Below are 18714 nucleotides of genomic sequence, written 5' to 3' on the forward strand. Positions count from 1 at the left end.
CTTCGGGGGCCGGCGGTGTGCGCAGCCACACCTCCAGGGTGCGCGGCGCGGTCCGGTCCGGCACCGGCAGCGAAACGGCCGCCGGCCGTCGTACGGGGCGGACGCCTCACACCCGGCCGTGCGCCCGCCGGGCCCGCCGGGAGAGCGAGTCGATGACCACGGCGACCAGCAGCACCCCGCCGGTGATCATGAACTGGACGGCGGTCTGGATGCCCATCAGGGCCACGCCGGAGGCGATCGACTGGATGACCAGGACGCCCAGCAGCGCGGACCAGGTCCGCCCGCGGCCGCCGAACAGGCTGGTCCCGCCGATGACCGCGGCGGCGATCGCGTCCATCAGCAGATTGCCGGACCCCGCCGTCTGGGTGGCCGAGGTGACCCGGGAGGCCAGGAACAGCCCGCCGATCGCGGCCATCGTCCCCGACACCATGAACACCGAGATCCGCACCAGGTCCACGTTGATGCCGGTCCGCCGGGCGGCCTCCACACTGCCGCCGAGCGCGAAGATCATGCGCCCGTACGGTGTCCGGCGCAGCACCTGGTCCAGGCCGACCAGGAACACCAGGAAGATCAGCAGGGCCAGCGGCAGGCCCTGGAACTGGTTGAGCACGAACGCCGCGGCCAGCGAGACGACCGCCAGCACCCCGGTGCGCAGCACGATCTCGCCGAGCGGTCTGGCCGGCACCCCGGCGGCCCGGCGGCGCCGCACGTCCTGGTAGGAGGCGAGGAAGTAGCCGGCCGTCCCGACCGCCGCCAGCCCGTACGCGGCCACCACCGGGGTGAAGTAGTAGCCGGTCAGCTGGGCGAGCAGGCCCTGGTCGTCGAGGTTGACGGTGCCGGCGGAGCCCAGGATGTAGAGCATCAGCCCGTTCCAGCCCAGCAGTCCGGCGAGGGTGACCACGAACGCGGGCACCCCGACCTTCGCGAAGAAGAACCCCTGCACGGCCCCGATCACGGTGCCGGCGAGGACGGCCAGGACCAGCGCCAGCCCCTCCGGGACACCCTGGTTGACGTTGAGCACCGCGAACCCGGCCGCGGCCAGACCGCTCACCGAGCCGACCGACAGATCGATCTCGCCGAGCAGCAGCACGAACACCACCCCGGTCGAGATCATGCCGATGCCGACGATGTCCACGCTCAGGTTGGACAGGTTCCGCGGCGAGAGGAAGTTCTCGTTGAGGCTCTCGAAGATGATCCACACCACGAGCAGTCCGAGCACGACCGGGACCGAGCCCAACTCCCCGCTGTGGAACCGGCGCTTGAGGGCCGCGAGCGGGTTCCGGCCGGCCCGCCCCGGCGCCGGCCGGGTACCGCGCACCGTGTCCGCGCCCTCCCGCTGCCGGGTCATCGCTCCATCTCCCCGTGCGCCGCGCGGCGGGACACCGCGTTGTCGGTGGCCCCGGTGATGGAGGAGATGATCTGTTCGTGGGAGGTGGTCATCACGTCGAAGAAGCCGTTGTTGCGGCCCAGCCGGAGCACCGCGATCCAGTCCGCGACCGCCTTGACGTCGCCCATGTTGTGGCTGATCAGCAGCACCCCGAGGCCGCGTTCCCGCAACTGCTCGACGAGGTTGAGGACCTGGGCGGTCTGCTCGATGCCCAGCGACGCGGTCGGCTCGTCCAGCAGCACCAGCCGCGGTTCGCCGAGCATCGAGCGGGAGATCGCGACGGTCTGCCGCTGGCCGCCGGACAGCGAGGCCACCGGCAGCCGTACGCTGGGTAGCCGGATGGCCAGGGTGTCGAGCAGACCGAGCGTGACCCGCTCCATCTCCACCTCGTCCAGCAGCCCGGCCCGGCGCAGTTCCCGGCCGAGGAAGAGGTTGCCGACCACGTCGAGGTTGTCGCACAGCGCGAGGTCCTGGTAGACGGTGGCGATCCCCAGGTCCTGGGCCTCGTGCGGCCGGGTGATCTGCACCGGCCGGCCCTGCCACTCGATGACGCCCTCGTCCGCCGGATCGACCCCGGCGATCACCTTGATCAGGGTGGACTTGCCGGCCCCGTTGTCCCCGACGAGCGCCACGACCTGACCGGCGCGGACCTCCAGCTCGACGTCCGCGAGGGCCTGCACCGCGCCGTACCGCTTGAAGATGCCGCGCAGCGCCAGCAGCGGAGGTGCTGACATGGGTACCTGCCTTAGCTGGTGAGGCCCGCCTTCCGGCAGGCGGAGGCGTACTTGGGGGTGCAGATCTGGTCGATGGTGTACATACCGTCCTTGACCACGGTGTCCTTGATGTTCGCCCTCGTCACCTCGATGGGTGTCAGCAGGACGGCCGGGATGTCGTGCAGGGTCGGACTGTCGATCCGGTGAGGGGCCAGCCGGCCGAGCCGCTCACCGCGCCCCAGGGCGATCGCCATCACGGCCGCGGTGTCGGCCTCGGGCTTGAAGGGCTTGAGCACCGTCATGATCTGCTCGCCCTGGACGATGCGCTGGACGGCGGTGAGTTCGGCGTCCTGACCGGTGATCGGCGGCAGCGGCGAGATCTTGGCGGCCTTCAGCGCGGCGACGATGCCGGAGGCCATGCCGTCGTTGGCGGAGTACACCCCGTCGATGTGGTCGGCGCCGAGCGCCGAGATGGCGGCGGTCATGTTGCCGTTGGCGGCCTCCGGACGCCAGCCGGCCGTGTCGTACGCCTTCCCGATCCGCACCTTGCCCTGGAGGACGGACAGCGCACCGCGTTTGAACCAGGCGGAGTTGGGGTCGGTCGCCGCGCCGTTCATCATCACGATCTGCGCGCGGTGCGCGTCGGGGCCGAGCGCCCGCAGCAGCGCCTCGCCCTGCAGCCGGCCGACCTTCGCCCCGTCGAACGAGACGTACGCCGAGATCGGGCCCTCCGCCAGCCGGTCGTAGGCGACGACCGGGATGCCGGCCCGGTGGGCGTCCTCGACGGAGGAGCGCAGCGACCGGGAGTCGGTGGCGTCGAGGATCAGCACATCGGACCGCTTGGTGATCATCGCGGCCATCTGCTGCTGCTGGGTGGCGACGTCGTGCTGGGCGCTGACGGTCTCCACCGTGCACCCGGGGCACACCTGGTGGATCTTCCGCTCGATCAGCGGCCGGTCGAAGCGGTAGAAGCGCGAGGTGCTGTCCGGCAGGAGCACCCCGATCCGCAGGGCGCCGGGGGAGGCGGCCGGCCGGTGCCCGCCACCGGCCTCGCCGCAGGCCGCCGGGCCGGCCAGCAGCCCCAGCGCGGCCAGCGCGACGACGGCCCTGCGCAGACGCCCGGTCACCGTTCCGCACCCCCTTCCCCGGCCCCGAGCCGCTCGCCCGGCTGCAGGCCGATCTCGCTCCAGACCTGCTTGCCGCCGCTCAGCGGCACCGAGCCCCACGACACCGACATCGCCTCGACGAGCAGCAGCCCGCGGCCGCCGGTCGCCTCCCAGTCCACGCTCGCCGGCTTGACCGGCGCCCGCGGCGAGGCGTCGTTGACCGCGATCCGCAGCCGGTCGGCGGCCAGCGTCAGATCCAGCCGCACCTCGCCCTGGGTGTGCGCGATGGCGTTGGTGACCAGCTCGGACACCACCAGCAGCGCCACGTCCAGCTCCTCGGTCACGCCCCACGTGCGCAGTGTGCGACCGGTGAAACGACGGGCGTGCATCACCGCGTCGGGCAGCCGCCACACCGCCCAGTGAGCCCGCGTCGGGCGGACCCGCATGCCGTCGTAGCGCAGCACCAGCACCGCCACGTCGTCGTCCCGCCGCTTGGCACTGCCCAGCAGTTCGTCGGCGACCCGCCCGGTGTCGGCCGGATCGGCCGCGGCGAGCACCTCGCAGACCCGGCGCATCCCGTCCTCCAGGGGGAGGCTGGCCGATTCGGCCAGGCCGTCGGTGAGCAGCACCAGCAGCGTGCCGGGCGTCAGCCCGACCTCGGTCAGCGGGAACTCGCCCTCCGCGGCGACCCCCAGCGGCGGCCCGCCCACGATGGTCAGCTCCTCGGTACGGCCGTCGGGGTGGCGCAGCACCGGCGGCAGATGCCCGGCCCGTACGAACCAGGCGATGCCCTCCTCCATGTCGAGGTCCACGTAGGCGCAGGTGGCGAAGAGATCGGTCTCCATGCCGAGCAGCAGCCGGTTGGCGTGCGCGATCACCACGTCGGGCGGATGGCCCTCCACCGCGTACGCCCGGATCGCGGTGCGCATCTGGCCCATGATCGTCGCGGCGCCCGCGCTGTGCCCTTCGACGTCCCCGATCACCAGCGCCACATGCCCGTCGGAGAGCGGGATGACGTCGTACCAGTCACCGCCCACCTCCAGGCCCATGGTGGCCGGCAGATAGCGGACCGCGGTGTCCGCGCCGGCCAGCGACGGCAGGGTGCGGGGCAGCAGACTGCGCTGGAGCATGGTGGCGAGCTCATGGCCGGCGTCCAGCGCGTGCGCGCGGACCAGGGCCTGGCCGACCAGCCCCGCGGTCGCGGTCAGCAGCGACCGTTCCTCCGGCCCGAACCGGTGCTCGGTGTCCCAGCCGAGCAGGCACACGCCCACCACCCGGCCCTCGGCCGGCAGCGGCAGGATGGCCAGCCCGCCCGGCCCGAGGTCCGCGAGCCCCGGCTCCAGCTCCGCACCCGGGGGCCACAGCGCCACATGGCCGCCCCGCAGGACGCCCTCCAGCGTGGGCAGGGCGTGACACGAGGCATCGGGCCACTCGGAGCGCCATTCGCGCTGCCAGGACACCGGCCAGGACTCCGGTTCGGGGGGATCGAGGACGGTGACCACGAGCCGGTCGGCCTCCAGCTCGGCGACCCCGATCCGGCTGGCGGCCAGCGGCGGACGCAGCACGTCGACCACCGCGCGGCTGACCTCCCGGATGGTGGTCGCACCGGCCAGCGCGGTCGACAGCCGCTGGACGACGGACACCTCGTCGGCGCTGGGCCGCAGGTACGAGGCGTCGGCGACCACCCCGAGCATCCGCTCCGGCACCCCCTCGGCGTCGTACCGCACCCGGCAGCGCAGACTCAGCCAGCGCAGCTCGCCGTTGGGCCGGCGGATCCGGAAGGACAGCTGCTGTCCGGAGACGGGCAGGCCGCCCGGTTCCACGATCGACATCAGCGCCGGCACGTCATCCGGCGCGGTCCGCTCCAGCAGTGTCTCGACCCGCCGGTCGAACTCCTGCTGCGGGATCCCGAACAGCTCCAGCACCAGGGGGTCCGCGTCGATCCGGCCGGTGCGCAGCACCAGCGTGAACGCGCCGCCCCGCAGGGTGCCGAGGCCGGGGCCGAGCAAGGATTGCCGCTCGGTGCGCGCCATGACCCGGGCGGCCACCGCCTCCAGGCCCGCGGCCACCTGGTCGGCATGCAGCTCCAGGAGGTGCCGCCGGTCCTCGTCGAAGGCGCGCGCTGCTTGGTCCACGACCACCAGGCAGCCCAGCCGCTTGTTGTCGTCGCCCAGCGGCAGCACGCCGAGCGAGACCTCGCCGTGCTCGGCGAGGTCGGCGGCGCCCACCCACTGCGGGCGGCCGGTGCGGAAGGCCGTGGCGACCGGGGAGTTGCCGGACACGTCGTAGCTGGCGGGCAGTCCGATGCGGACGCCGGAGCCACCCACCATCTCGGCCAGATGGAGTTCGCCGTCCCCTTCGGCCGGGACATAGACGGCGGTCAGCTCGGCCCCGGACGACCCGAGGACCCGCGTGGTCACTGCCTGCACCGCCTCCGTACGCGGAGGGAAGCCGTTGTCGTACGCCACGGTTGCCGTATCCGCCCTCGGGGCCAGGGCTCCACCCCGCCGCCATTTCATCGGATATGCCGTAATTTACCGCTCTGTCTCCATGGTGCGGCATCCGGCAAGGCCGGAGCCAGTCGGCGTGCGCCCGCCGCACCGGAACACGGTGGGTGACCGAGGACCGCCGCCGCCCGGTCAGCCGGGCACCAGCACCGCGGCGCCCCGCACCCGGCCCGCGGCCAGATCGGCCAGCGCCTGCGGCGCACGGGCGAGCGCGTAGGGGCTGGCGGTGACCTGGATGCCGATCCGCGCCGCGGTCCGCAGGAACTCCTCGCCGTCCTGGCGGGTGTTGGAGGTCACGCTGCGCAGATCGCGCTCCTGGAAGAGATGACGCTGATAGTTGAGCACCGGGATGTCGGTCAGGTGGATCCCGGCGACGGCGAGCGTGCCCGACCGGTCCAGCGCCTCCAGTGCCACCGGCACCAGATCGCCCACCGGCGCGAAGAGGACCGCCGCGTCCAGCGGCTCGGGCGGCCGGTCGTACGCGTCGCCGGCCGAGGTCGCCCCCAGATCGAGGGCGAGTTGACGGGCCGCCGCGGACCGGGTCAGCACATGGACCCGGGCCCCCTCGGCCAGTGCGACCTGCGCGGCCAGATGCGCCGAGGCCCCGAACCCGTAGATGCCGAGCCGGCCGCCCGGCGGCAGCGCGCTGCGGCGCAGCGCCCGGTAGCCGATGATCCCGGCACACAGCAGCGGCGCCAGCTGCACGGCGCTCCGGTCCTCCGGGAGCGGATAGGCGTAGTCCGCGGGGACGAGGGCGGCCTCGGCGAAGCCGCCGTCGGCGTCCCAGCCGGTGTAACGGGAGGCCGGGCAGAGGTTCTCGCGGCCCGCCCGGCAGTAGCGGCAGCCGCCGCAGGTGCCGCGCAGCCAGGCCCCGCCGGCCCGGTCACCGACCTGGAACCGGCCGACCGCCGCCCCGGTGGCGACGACCCGGCCGACGATCTCGTGGCCCGGCACGGTCGACGGGCGGCGCGGCGGCAGATCCCCTTCGGCCAGATGAAGATCCGTACGGCAGACCCCGCACGCCTCGACCCGCAGCAGCAGATCACCGGGGCCCGGCGCCGGAACGCGGCGCCGCACCGCCACCAGCGGCCCCGAGGCCACCGGGCCCGGCCGCCCGACGGCCCAGGCGGACACCAGATCCGGGCCGGAGACCGGCGCCGGGGCTCCGGCCGTGTGCGCGGTCATGCGTCCAGCATCACGCCGGGCGGGGAGCCGGACAAACGGGACGGGAGCCCGTGGCGCGGCGCCGACGAGCCGGCCCCGCGGGCACACCGGACCCGGCCGCCGGGCCACGGCGACCCGGCCTCGGCCCCCGCCGCACCCCCGTCAAGAAGCCGAGGCGCTACGCCCGTCGGCCGAGCCGGCCCGGCCCTTCCGGCGGAGGCGACGGAGGCGACGCAGGGCCCGCAGCAGGGCCGCCAGCGGCCGCCGGCGCCCACGGACGACGGGGGCACCACCGCCCGGCGGGTCCGCGGCGTCCGCCGCCTCCGGGGCACCACTGCCCGGCGGGTCCGCGGCACCCGCAGCCTCCGGGGCGCCCGGCACCGGATCGGCCGGGCCGGGATCGGCCGGGCCGCTCGGCGGCGACGCCGGCTGGCCGGGCGGCGGCGAGGTGGCCGGGGGAGTGGTCTTCGGCTTGGGGACGGTGCGCGAGGCCTCGGCGCGGACGAGCGCGCCCAGGGCCCCGAAGATGTCGCGGGGCATACCGGTTCTCCTGCGGTGCCGGTCCAGTCAGCGGATGACGGCAGGCCGCGCACGCCACGCCCCGGTGGCCCGTCGTGGGCCGGGGCGGGCGGACGCGGCCGGGCCCGGTCAGCAGCGCAGAACGGTCACATGCCCCGGAGGCGCGGCGGCGGAGGAGGTGCGCACCACACCGGACACCGGGACGCCGTCGGCCGTACGGGCGGCCGCCACCGGTGACGCCCCGAGCGCCTTGCCGGCCGCCCCGGTCGGGACGTGGTGGCGCAGATGGCAGACCGACCCCGCGCACCGGTGGCGGACGCCGCTGCCCGGATGCCTGTGGTCGCCGTCGCCGGACGCCAGCACCGGCGTCTGCGCGGCGCACGGCCGCTCGGCCGGCGCGGACACGACGGGGGCGGTGGCACGGGCGGCGCACGCCCCGGCACCGGTCGACGGCGCCTCCGGGGAGTCCGGGGCGAACGCCGCGTGCAGCAGGGCCAGCAGAGCGAGCAGGAGCAGCACGCGCCGGATCCGTGTCGCCGCGGAGCGGCCGGTGCTGACGGTGTCCCGCATACGGATCTCCCCACGCTCTTCCAGGAGGGGATCCCCGGTACGACATCGGGGCACTCCGGAGAGACCGGAAAGAGACCGCAATTCCACCCGTTCCGGCTACCGGCCGTACGTATGCCCCGCAACCGGACAAGCCGTCGCGGGGGGAGAGAGACGTCGTCGGCGTCTCGATCGCAGCGGTACGCGCGGGACGCCACCCTCAAGGGCGGCTCGGCGCCGGCCGCTCCACCGGCCGGCTCCGGATGACCCTCCGGCGCGATCGCCGCGCTGCCCTACCCGCCCGCCGCGGCCCGCTCGAAATGGTGCGTGAACCGCTCCAGGGGATCGCCTTCCAGGCTCCACGGCCAGGGCGTGGCGATGCCCTTGGTGGCCCGCAGGGCGGTCGCCGCCTCGGCCAGCCGGGCGGACTTGATCAGTGCGTAGCCCAGCACGTTCAGATCCGCCACCGCCTGGGCGTGGCCCAGGTAGCCGGGGGCCGGCCAGTACCGTGCCGCCTGGTCGAGGGCCCGGGCGGCGTCCGGGCGGCGCCAGATCTCGCCCGCGCCCAGGGCGGACAGCCCGCCGGTGGCCACCGCCCGCTGGTGGGCGCGGACCAGCGCGGTCAGTTCCAGGCCGGCGGCGGGGGCGTCCGGCGGCATGCTGTTGCGGACACCGTCGAGCAGGTCCAGCACCAGGGCGCTGGAGCCGCACTCGTCGGGTGAGAGATAGCCCAGGGCCTGGAGGTGCGCCTCGCGGTTCCAGGGATCGCGGGCCTTGATCTCGCGCCAGATCGCCGACAGTTCCTGGGACGGGCGGCGCTCCAGCCGCAGCACGGCCAGCTGCAGGGTCCACGGCGTGGGATCGGCCGGCGCCAGATCGGCCGCTATCCGGCAGGTCTCCCGGGTCTCGGCCAGGTCGACGGCGGAGCCCGGCTCGCGGGCCCGGAGCAGATCGGACCAGGCGTGCAGCAGCAGGGCGCCCGGGTCGCGCGGGCTGTGCCGCCGCCAGATGCCGGGCAGTCCCCGGCCGGCCGACGCGGCCAGCACCGCCAGCCGGTGCGCCCTGCGGTCCCAGTCCTCGCCCGTCTCGTCGAGCAGCTGCCCCATCGTGGCCATCACGGCGGTGTCCAGCGAACCGCGGGACCACGCGGTCTCGACGCGCTTGCGGACCCGGCCCAGTGTGACGTCGTCGAGCTCCGGGGCCATCCGGGGAACGTTGTCCTTGCGGCGTCTGAAGACGGGCATCGTCGTGGGCTGGCCTTCCGAGGGGGAATCGTGGCGGCGGGGGGCGGCGGTTCAGGGATGGTACGGGGCGGTGGCGTGCCGTGCACACCACCGCCCCGTACTGTCCGCTTTTCTGCTAGCGGGTGGGGAGCCCCGCCGTCTTGTCGGACCTGCCGCCGATCCGGTCGCGGACCAGGGAGATCCCGACGACCACCGCGGCCAGCAGCACCGACAGCAGCACCTGGATGCGGCCGCCGCCCTCACTGTCGTCGGTCAGCATGTAGGCCAGAACGAAGGTGATCATCGCGATCGTGGCCCAGGTCAGGTACGGGAACAGCCACATCCGTACGACCAGCTTGTCCGGGTTCTCGCGCAGGATGATCCCGCGCATCCGCAGCTGCGAGAAGCAGATCACCAGCCACACGAAGAGCGCGACGGCACCCGAGGAGTTCAGCAGGAACTGGAAGACGGTGTCGGGCCACAGGTAGTTGAAGCCGACCGCGATGAAGCCGAAGAGGACCGAGGCCAGGATCGCGGCCTGCGGGACGCCCCGCGGGTTCGTCCGGGCGAAGGCCTTCGGCGCGTCGCCGCGCTGGCCGAGCGAGAACGCCATCCGGGAGGCGGTGTAGAGGCCGGAGTTCAGGCAGGACAGCACCGCGGTCAGCACGATGACGTTCATGATCTGGCCGGCGTGCGGGATGCCGATCGAGTCCAGCGCCGCGACGTACGAGCCCTTCTTGAGGATCGAGGGGTCGTTCCACGGCAGCAGCGAGAGCACGATGAAGATCGAGCCGAGGTAGAAGACGCCGACCCGCCAGATGACGCTGTTGGTGGCCTTGGTGACCGCGCGCCGCGGGTCCTCGGACTCACCGGCGGCCAGGGTGACGATCTCGCTGCCCATGAAGGAGAACACGACCATCAGGACACCGGTGAGGATCGCGCTGGGGCCGTGTGGGAGGAAGCCGCCGTGCGAGGTGAGGTTGCCGATGCCGGTCGCGCCGTGGTCGGAGCCGGGCAGCACGCCGAAGACGGCGAGCCCGCCCAGCGCGATGAAGGCGACGATGGCGACGACCTTGATGCCGGCGAACCAGAACTCGAACTCACCGAACGAGGCGACCGAGGCGAGGTTGGTGGCGGTCAGCAGCACCATCACGATCAGCGCCCAGGCCCACTGCGGGACGGCCGGGACCCAGCTCGTGAGGATGGCGGCGCCGGCGGTCGCCTCCACGGCGAGCACCACGACCCAGAAGAACCAGTACAGCCAGCCGATGGAGAAGCCGGCCCAGCGGCCGAGCGCCCGGTCCGCGTACGCGGAGAAGGAGCCGGAGGTCGGGTTGGCCGCCGCCATTTCGCCGAGCATCCGCATCACGAACACGACCAGCGCGCCGACGAGGGCGTACGAGAGCAGGATGCCGGGGCCGGCGGCGGCGATGCCCGACCCGGAGCCCACGAACAGGCCCGCGCCGATGACCCCGCCCACGGCGATCATGGACAGATGGCGGTTCTTGAGACCGGATTGCAGCCCGGACTGCTGCGACGCCGACCCGTCTTCCGGGGGAGTGGGCGGAGCGGCCAGATGGCTCTGGGAAGGTGTGGTCATTGCGACATCCGTTGAGGGGTTGGAGGGGTCATGCACGGGGTGACTGCTGGGATCGCCTCGGGGTGGACGCACGACGGGACCGGTGCTGGCAAGCGGCGATCATGGCCCTGTCGAATGTCGAAAGCGGCGGCACGGGGCCGGCGGATTCCGGATGCTCGCGCGGGTGGGGAGCGCTGATCGCGCCGCCGCGGCGTGCCCGGCCTCCTCGTGAGAGGTGAGCGGCATCACGTCCGAATGGATTTGCGTCAGCGTATGTGGCGATGCACGGCGCCGTATTTGTGAGGGACGACAAAGTCACCCCCCATGGCTGTGCGGTCGGCCAATGCGGAATCCGTGGCCGGCCCCTAGGAGGACTCCTCCTGGTGCGGCGCGCGCCCGTCCTCGGCGCCCTCCTGGCGGTCCAGTTCGTCGAGCAGACGGCGCAGGAACGCCCGGGTCCCGGTGACCGCGGAGGCGGGGAGCGCGGGCGCCAGGGCGCGGTGGACGGCGGCGGCGCGCGCCGTGACGCGGGACAGCGCCCGCCGCCCCTCGGAGGTCGGCACCAGCAGCGGGGAACCGCGGTGATCCGGGTTGGGCTCGAAGGTGAGGTGGCCCAGGTCCGCGAGGTCGTTGGCCACCCGCTGGACGTTCTGGCGGCTGACGCCGAGCCGCCGGGCCGCCTGCGGCACGGTCATCGGTGCGTCCGACAGCACGCTCAGCACCTGCCACCGGGCCTGGGTGAGCCCTTCGGCCCGCGCGGTCCGCTCGCCCAGGCGGCGCAGGGCCCCGGCGGCCTCGAAGACGTCGGCCACCAGCAGGGCCATTTCGTCGGACACCGCTCCTCCTCCCGGCCCCTCCTCGGGGCACCCTCGCGCATTTGACAACTTCTTGTCAGAGTAGCAACGTGCTGTCTATATGCGGATACGCATGGCACCTGAAGGAGGTGCGCCATGACCACCAGCCGCTCGGTCACCAAGACCGTCACCATCGACCGCCCGCCGGACGAGGTGTTCGCCTTCCTCGCCGACCCGGCCAACTGGCCACAGTGGGCCGTGGTGAACGTCCGGTCCATCGAACCCACCGAGGACCCGCAGTGGTGGCGGATGTCCACGCCGCGGGGACCCGCCGGGCTCCGGCTCCGCCCGCACGCCGCACTGGGTGTCCTCGATCACGACTACCGGGACGCCACCGCCTCCTGGCGGGTCCCCGCCCGCGTCGTACCCAACGGCACCGGCGCCGACTTCATGATCACGTTCTTCCGTCCGCCGACCCTCACCACCGAGGACTTCCTCGCCCAGACCGCCCTGGCCGACACCGAACTGGCGACGCTGAAGCACGTACTGGAACGCCCGCACCCGTGACCGGGGCCGGACGGGCACGACGGCCCGGGGCGACCGCCGCCGGGCCGGTGCAGCGGACCGTTACCCCTCCTCCGTCTCGGACGGCAGGTCCTGCTCGGTCCAGATGACCTTGCCGGTCGCGGTGTAGCGGGTGCCCCAGCGCCGGGTCAGCTGGGCGATGATGAACAGCCCGCGGCCGCCCTCGTCGGTCGTCCGGGCGTGGCGCAGATGCGGTGCGGTGCTGCCGCCGTCGAAGACCTCGCAGATCAGCCCGGCCTGCCGGATCAGCCGCAGGGTGATCGGTCCGATGCCGTGCCGGATCGCGTTGGTGACCAGCTCGCTGACGACCAGCTCCGTCGTGAACTGCAGCTCCTCCATGCCCCATTCGGCCAGCTGCCGGCCGGCCAGCGCCCGGGCGTTGCCGACCACGGCCGGGTCGGCGGGCAGGTCCCAGGAAGCCACCTGGTGCGCACCCAGCGCACGGGTACGGGCGAGCAGCAGCGCCGCGTCGTCCGACGGCGGCCCGGTCAGCAGCGCCTTGACCGCCCGCCCGCCGATGTCCTTCAGCGCCGCCCCGGGCAGCGTCAGCGCACCGCTCAGCCGGGCCAGCCCGACCCCGATGTCCGGATCGCAGGTCTCGATCAGCCCGTTGGTGTAGAGGGCGAGCAGACTGCCTTCGGGCAGCTCCCGTTCGAAGGCCTCGAAGGGCAGCGAGCCCAGCCCGAGCGGCGGACCGGCGGGCAGGTCCACCAGCTCGACCGTGCCGTCCGGCCCGGCCACCGCGGGCGGGAGGTGCCCGGCCCGCGCCATGCAGACCCGCCGGCTGACCGGGTCGTAGACCGCGTACAGACAGGTCGCGCCCATGAACGTGGCCGCCACCGTGGCATTCTCGGTGTCCGGCGCCGGCTCGGCGCCGTGGGTCTTCACCAGGCCGATGACCAGGTCGTCCAGCCGGGCCAGCAGCTCATCGGGCGGCAGGTCCAGGTTGGCCAGGGTGCGCACGGCCGTCCGCAGCCGGCCCATGGTGGCCGCGGCGTTGATGCCGTGCCCGACCACGTCCCCGACGACCAGCGCCACCCGGGCACCGGACAGCGGGATCACATCGAACCAGTCGCCGCCCACCCCGCTCGGCGCGTCCGCCGGGAAGTACCACGACGCGACCTCCAGGGCGGAGCCCCCGGTCAGCTCGTGCGGCAGCAGGTTCTGCTGCATCACCCGCGCCGCGGTCCGCTCCCGCGTGAACCGGCGCGCGTTGTCCACGCACACCGCGGCCCGCGCCACCAGCTCCTCGGCCAGCCGTACGTCGTCCTCGGTGAACGGCCCCAGCCGGCGCGAGCGGAAGAACGTCGCCGCGCCCAGCGTCACCCCGCGGGCCTGCACCGGCGCCACCATCACCGACCGGAACCCGTACGCGCGGATCACCGCGCCGCGTGCCGGGTCCGCGGTGACCCAGGCGCTGGACGCCTGGTCCAGGGCCGCCTCCACCAGGGACTCGCCGGCCAGCAGACAGCGGGTGATGGGCGACGCCGGGGAGCGCCGCACGGCCTCGCCGACCGCCAGACCCGCTTCCGGGCAGCCCTCGTTGACCGACTGCTGGCCGCAGCGCCGCATCAGCAGGCTGCTGTCGACCGGCCCGGGCACCGGCTCCTCGCCGCGGAGGACCGAGTCCAGCAGGTCGACGGCGACGAAGTCGGCGAGCGCCGGTACCGCGACGTCGGCCAGCTCCTGGGCGGTGCGGGTGACGTCCAGCGTGCTGCCGATCCGCACGCTGGCGTCGTTCAGCAGCGCCAGCCGCTCCTGCGCCCGCCAGCGCTCGGTGACGTCGATGACCATGTACCAGATGCCGATCCGCCGGCCCTGCGGATCCGCCAGCCCGAAGAAGGACGCCGAGTAGGCGCGCTCCTGGCTGGGGTCGGCATAGGTGGGGCTGCGGAATTCGTAGTCCATCACCGGGGTGCCGGCGTGCAGGACCCGCAGCATCCGCTCGTGGAACGCCTCGGCCTCCAGCGGCGGCAGGACCTGGTCCACCGTCCGCCCCAGCCGGCGTTCCAGGGGGATCAGCCGCTCCAGCACGTCGTTGACCCACACGTAGCGCAGCTCGGTGTCCAGCACGGCCATGCCGACCGGGGCGTGCGCCAGGAACGGTTCGAGCATCAGCTGGTTGACCCCGCCGCCCGGCATCCGCCACTCCTCCAGGGCGAACACCGACCACCGCTCCCCGCCGGCGCCGTCGAGCACCGGGGTGACCTGGACGGCCAGTTGCAGATCGCGGCCGTCGCGGTGGCGCGCGGCCACCGAACCGCCCCAGCCGTCGCCGGTCCGGCACCACGCGGCGACCGCGGCCGCCCGCTCCTTGTCGCCGGGCAGCGCCAGGAGTTCCGCCGCGGGGTGCTGAAGGATCTCCTCGGGCCGGTAGCCGAGCAGCCGCTGCGCCGCCAGCGTCCAGGAGACGATCAGCCCCTGTGCGTCCAGTTCGGCGGTGGCCGCCTTCGCGAGGTCACCCGCTCGGTCGAATCCGCCCGGCCGTGCCTTGTCGGAGCTCATGATCGCCAGTCCGTCAGCTCAAGGGAGCCTCTCGCCCAGTCTAGGAGTTTTACCGACGGTCAGCCGCTGCGGTCGGTGACGGATCAGGAGGCCGGCGGCAGCCGCAGTTGCAGCATGGCCAGCAGGCGCTGGTCGGGGCGGCCGAGGTCGAGACCGGTCAGCTCCTCGGCCCGGCGGATCCGGTAGCGCAGGGTGTTGGGGTGCACATGCAGCTGGGCGGCGGCCGCCCGGACGTCGCCGAAGGCGTTCAGATAGGCGAGCACGGTCTCGGCCAGCTGCCCCTGGTTGCGGCTGTCGTGCGCGACCAGCGCGGTCAGCCGCGGATCACGCATCTCCGGATGGGCGGAGAGCAGCGTCAGCACCTCGCTGACCAGCACCTCCGCCTGGATGTCCGGCAGCGCGGCGACGGTGGTGGCGACGCCCACGCTCATCATGGCGTCCAGGATGCGGTCCGCCTCCCTCCGGGACTCGGGGACCTCGCCGAGCGACGGCACGAGGCAGCCGACCGAACCGCGCAGTGACAGCCCCAGGTGGCGACGGACGGCGTCGGTGATCTCCTGCCCCCAGCAGCGCAGGGTGCCGAGGTCGATGCTGCGCGGCAGCTGCGGCAGCAGCACGTAGATCCGGGAGTCGGCCTGGGTGACCAGCGCACTGCGGTGCCGGGCCGCGGTGTGCACCGAGACCAGATTGCCGACCTCGGCGCGGGCCAGCTCCGTCGGCGGGGCCTCGGTCCCGTACGAGAAGCCCAGGACGGCCGCCGGGCGGGCGGCGTCGAGGCCCATGTGGGAGGCGAGCGGCTGTGGCCCGGTGGTGCCCTCCAGCAGCCCGGCCGCCAGGGTGCGGGTCAGCGTCACGTCCGCCGAGAGCTCCCGGCGGCGGCGCACCAGATGCTGTGCGGCGACCCGGGCCGCGCCCAGCAGCGCCTGGTCGCAGTGGTCGGTCAGCGGCGTCGCGCCCTCCTGCACCCAGATGGTGCCGAGCTGCCGTTCCCCGGACCGGATCGCCACCGCGAGCCGGGCGCGGATGCCCAGTTCCGGATGGCTGTCGATGCGGATGACGTCGTCGGAGGCCCGGAGCCGCTGGAAGACCCCCCACTTCCGGAGCCGGGCCAGATACGCCTCGGGGCCGTGCCAGCCCAGGATGGACAGCCGCCGCAGATCGTCCACCTCGTCGGAGTCGGTGGAGCGGGAGTACGCCAGCACGCGGTTGGCGGTGTCCTCGATGCTGACGATGCCGCCGGTGAGGACGGCGGTGGTCTGGGCGAGCGAGAACAGATCGCCCTCCTCGTCGCCCGCTCCGGGCAGCCCCGGCGGTGAGCTGTCCAGTGCCGCCCGGGCCAGCGCGTCCACCTGCTCCCAGCGCGCCTCGCTGCGGACGGACAGCAGCGCGATCCCGGCCTCGGCGGCGGTCTCGCTGAGCGCGGCGGCCTGGCCGGGAGCGTCGAGCTTGACCGCGACGGCGGCCGCCCCGTCGCGCCCGCCCGCCCGCAGCGCGGGGAACGCGGCGCGGCCGCGGGCGCCTATGGCGAGGATCAGCTCGCCGGGGCGGGCCATCGGCGGATCCTCGGGGTCGAGCAGGGCGACGCTGCGGATCTCGACGTCCAGCCCGGCGGGCGCGGCCTGCAGCTCGACCAGCGGTTCACCCAGCGACATCAGCAGCTGGCGCAGGCTGATGCCGGTACGGGGTGGTGATGCGGCCGCGGCTGTGTTCATGATCGGCGCCTCTGCTGGGTCGGTTCGGCCCGGGCCGGACGGCGCCGGCCCTCTCGTGGCGCATACGGTCCCGACTGCCAAGCAGCCGGTCGGCCAAAGTCGGGGCTGCTACGACACGTATGAGCCACGCCAACAGTACTGCCGCTCCCGGGACGACCGCGGCCGCCGGGCGCCTACCGGAAGGCCCAGCGCATCCGCGGCTCCACCGCGAACCGGAAGACCCGCCGCACCGGCGGGGTGCACAGCAGGGTCACCACCACGGCGGCGATCAGCGTCACCGCGATGTGCCCCCAGGGCGTGGCCACCCAGGCCGCGTCGTACCAGTGCCACCAGCGCGAACCCTTGGCCAGGAAGCCGTGCAGCAGATAGCCGTAGAGCGTGCCGGCGCCCAGGGTGGTGCACCACGTCCGGCGCCCCGGCACCCAGGCGAGGAAGCAGCCGGTCAGCACCAACGAGCAGCCGAACATGGCCAGCTGCATCAGCACCCCGCACCACCACGGCGCCCCCAGCTTCTGGGCGCTGTCGGTGTGGTAGAACCACGCGTCGTTCATCCGCGGCACGGCCCAGTACGCGAACACGGTCGCACCCAGCGCCACGGGCACGGCCGCGATCCGCACCGCCCGGCGGCGCAGCAGGCGGAAGTGCTCGGGGGTCAGGCGCAGGCCCAGCACGAAGAACGGCAGGAACTGCAGCACCCGCTGGAGATCGAGATCGCTGCCGACCTCCGGGGAGACCGAGGCGAGCGCGGCGACCGCCAGGGCCACCGGCACCGGCAGGCGGATGATCCGCCACAGCGGCGCGGTGAGCCGCCACATGAACAGCGCCGGCAGGAACCACGTCAGGAACCACGGATCCAGCAGCCCGACCGAGAGGTCCGGCTGATCGCCCGCCGCGTACCGGAACACGGCGTAGGCGGTGCGGAAGATGACATAGGGGACGGCGATGCCGGTGATCAGCCGCTGCACCTGGTCCGGGCGGAAAGTGAAACTCCGGGAAAAATAGCCGGAGATGACGATGAACGCCGGCATGTGGAAGGCGTAGACGACGAGGTAGAGCGCGGCCGAGGTCCGGCTCCCGGCGTAGAACGGCTCCCAGGCGTGGCCGATCGCCACCCATACGATGGCCAGGTATTTCGCGTTGTCGAAAAAGGCGTCGCGGCGGGCGCCGCCGGGCTTGTCCGCGGCCCGGGACGTGTCCGGGGGCGTGGCCGGGGGCGCGGCCGGGGCGGGGGCGCGTGCGGAGGCGGTGGTGGAGCGGCGGCGGAGCGGGGCCGCGGTCATGGAATCGTTCCTCCCCTCGGTCGTCTACAGTGTTGTAGACCGTCCCGCACTGTAGGGGCCCGGGCGCGCACCGCGCATCCCGGTCCGCTCCGGTCCGCCCGCCGGGGCCTTCCCGTCGGCCCGACGGCGAAACCCCCAGTAAAGTCACTCATCGCGCCACGGCGTGTCGCCGGATCGGCCCGGACGATCCACCGGACCCGCCCACGCGCCGAGGCGTGCCTGCGCCCACCGTCCACCCGTCCCGAGAAATGGATCCCATGAGCGCGATCAGCATCGGCCAAGCCGTCGTCCTCGGAGCCGTGGAGGGGGTGACGGAATTCCTTCCCGTCTCCTCCACCGGCCACCTCAAGATCGCCGAAGGTCTGATGGGCATTCCCGTCGAGGACAAGGCCGTCGTCGGCTTCTCCGCCGTCATCCAGGTCGGCGCGATCGCCGCCGCGCTCGTCTACTTCGGCAAGGACATCGTGCGCATCGTGGGCGCGTGGTTCCGCGGGCTGGCCAACAAGGAGGAGCGCTACCACCACGACTACAAGTTCGCCTGGTGGGTGATCTTCGCCACCCTCCCGATCGTCGTCGTCGGCCTGGCCGCCAAGCCCCTGATCGAGGGCCCGCTCGCCTCCCTGTGGGTGGTGGCCGGCTCACTGATCGTCGGCAGCGGCGTGATGTGGGCCGCCGACCAGATGGGCCGCCACAAGCGCGGTGAGGACGACACCTCCCTCAAGGACGCCATGTGGGTCGGCTGCTCGCAGATCCTCGCGCTGCTCTTCCCCGGCTTCTCCCGCTCCGGCGCGACCATGTCCACCGCGCTCATCCTCGACCTGGAGCGGGTCGCCGCCACCCGGCTGTCCTTCTTCCTCGGCATCCCGGCCCTCACCGGCGCGGGCATCTACGAGCTGAAGGACGCCATCGGCTCCGGCGCCGCGGTCGCCCCGCTCGCCATCGGCACCGTCGTCTCCTTCGTCGTCGCCTACGCCTCGATCGCCTGGCTGTTGAAGTTCGTCGCCAAGCACTCCTTCAACTCCTTCGTCATCTACCGCATCCTGATCGGCGCCCTCCTCTTCGGCCTGCTGGGCATGGGCGTCCTCAGCTGACGT

15 protein-coding genes are annotated in these 18714 nt (G+C 73.4%); 2 read left to right on the plus strand and 13 right to left on the minus strand.

From position 1 onward, the window contains the following. Positions 1-106: 106 nt before the first annotated feature. The 10 genes from ACFV1J_RS16595 to ACFV1J_RS16640 all read right to left on the minus strand — a co-directional run bounded on the left by ACFV1J_RS16595 (position 107) and on the right by ACFV1J_RS16640 (position 11580). Complete coding sequence (locus ACFV1J_RS16595) at positions 107-1348, minus strand: sugar ABC transporter permease (protein WP_385858622.1); 1242 nt, start codon at positions 1346-1348, stop codon at positions 107-109. After that, positions 1345-2121: an ATP-binding cassette domain-containing protein gene (locus tag ACFV1J_RS16600; protein ID WP_385858624.1), complete on the minus strand. Its 777-nt coding sequence runs from the start codon at positions 2119-2121 to the stop codon at positions 1345-1347. The genes ACFV1J_RS16595 and ACFV1J_RS16600 overlap by 4 nt, the downstream gene beginning before the upstream one ends. Positions 2122-2132: 11 nt before the next feature. After that, complete coding sequence (locus ACFV1J_RS16605; protein WP_385858627.1) at positions 2133-3227, minus strand: sugar ABC transporter substrate-binding protein; 1095 nt, start codon at positions 3225-3227, stop codon at positions 2133-2135. Further along, a complete protein-coding gene (locus ACFV1J_RS16610) occupies positions 3224-5725 on the minus strand; it encodes a SpoIIE family protein phosphatase (RefSeq protein ID WP_385858629.1) in 2502 nt (833 codons plus the stop codon). The genes ACFV1J_RS16605 and ACFV1J_RS16610 overlap by 4 nt, the downstream gene beginning before the upstream one ends. A gap of 120 nt (positions 5726-5845) precedes the next feature. After that, positions 5846-6898 (minus strand): zinc-dependent alcohol dehydrogenase family protein, encoded by a 1053-nt coding sequence (locus ACFV1J_RS16615; protein WP_385858631.1) that lies wholly within the window; start codon positions 6896-6898, stop codon positions 5846-5848. 141 nt (positions 6899-7039) lie between these two features. Then, positions 7040-7417, minus strand: a complete 378-nt coding sequence (locus tag ACFV1J_RS16620; protein ID WP_385858633.1) for a hypothetical protein — start codon at positions 7415-7417, stop codon at positions 7040-7042. Positions 7418-7525: 108 nt separating this feature from the next. Continuing rightward, positions 7526-7966 (minus strand): hypothetical protein, encoded by a 441-nt coding sequence (locus ACFV1J_RS16625; RefSeq protein WP_385858635.1) that lies wholly within the window; start codon positions 7964-7966, stop codon positions 7526-7528. A gap of 269 nt (positions 7967-8235) precedes the next feature. Continuing rightward, positions 8236-9186 carry a hypothetical protein gene (locus ACFV1J_RS16630; RefSeq protein WP_385858636.1) on the minus strand — a complete coding sequence of 317 codons (951 nt, stop codon included), beginning with the start codon at positions 9184-9186 and terminating at the stop codon, positions 8236-8238. 115 nt (positions 9187-9301) lie between these two features. Continuing rightward, the gene (locus ACFV1J_RS16635; protein ID WP_385858637.1) at positions 9302-10765 is read right to left on the minus strand and encodes an amino acid permease; all 1464 of its coding nucleotides are present in this window, start codon (positions 10763-10765) and stop codon (positions 9302-9304) included. A 344-nt stretch (positions 10766-11109) separates the two neighbouring features. Continuing rightward, entirely contained in the window at positions 11110-11580 is a 471-nt protein-coding gene (locus tag ACFV1J_RS16640; protein WP_385858639.1) for a MarR family winged helix-turn-helix transcriptional regulator, read from the minus strand. Between the two features lie 114 nt (positions 11581-11694). On the opposite strand from ACFV1J_RS16640, the gene ACFV1J_RS16645 reads away from it, so the two are divergent. Then, a complete protein-coding gene (locus tag ACFV1J_RS16645; protein WP_385858641.1) occupies positions 11695-12105 on the plus strand; it encodes an SRPBCC family protein in 411 nt (136 codons plus the stop codon). Positions 12106-12165: 60 nt separating this feature from the next. Here ACFV1J_RS16645 and ACFV1J_RS16650 read toward each other — a convergent pair whose 3' ends face one another. From ACFV1J_RS16650 to ACFV1J_RS16660, 3 genes are all read right to left on the minus strand, one after another. After that, the gene (locus ACFV1J_RS16650; RefSeq protein WP_385858643.1) at positions 12166-14628 is read right to left on the minus strand and encodes a SpoIIE family protein phosphatase; all 2463 of its coding nucleotides are present in this window, start codon (positions 14626-14628) and stop codon (positions 12166-12168) included. Between the two features lie 83 nt (positions 14629-14711). After that, positions 14712-16340, minus strand: coding sequence for a helix-turn-helix domain-containing protein (locus ACFV1J_RS16655; protein WP_385858645.1), 1629 nt, complete (start codon positions 16338-16340; stop codon positions 14712-14714). A 173-nt stretch (positions 16341-16513) separates the two neighbouring features. Then, entirely contained in the window at positions 16514-17620 is a 1107-nt protein-coding gene (locus tag ACFV1J_RS16660; RefSeq protein WP_385858647.1) for an acyltransferase family protein, read from the minus strand. Between the two features lie 257 nt (positions 17621-17877). Between ACFV1J_RS16660 and ACFV1J_RS16665 the strand changes: the two genes are divergently transcribed. Then, a complete protein-coding gene (locus tag ACFV1J_RS16665; protein ID WP_385858649.1) occupies positions 17878-18711 on the plus strand; it encodes an undecaprenyl-diphosphate phosphatase in 834 nt (277 codons plus the stop codon). Positions 18712-18714: the final 3 nt, after the last annotated feature.

The organism is Streptomyces sp. NPDC059649 (assembly GCF_042734445.1).
Taxonomy (GTDB): Bacteria; Actinomycetota; Actinomycetes; order Streptomycetales; family Streptomycetaceae; genus Streptomyces.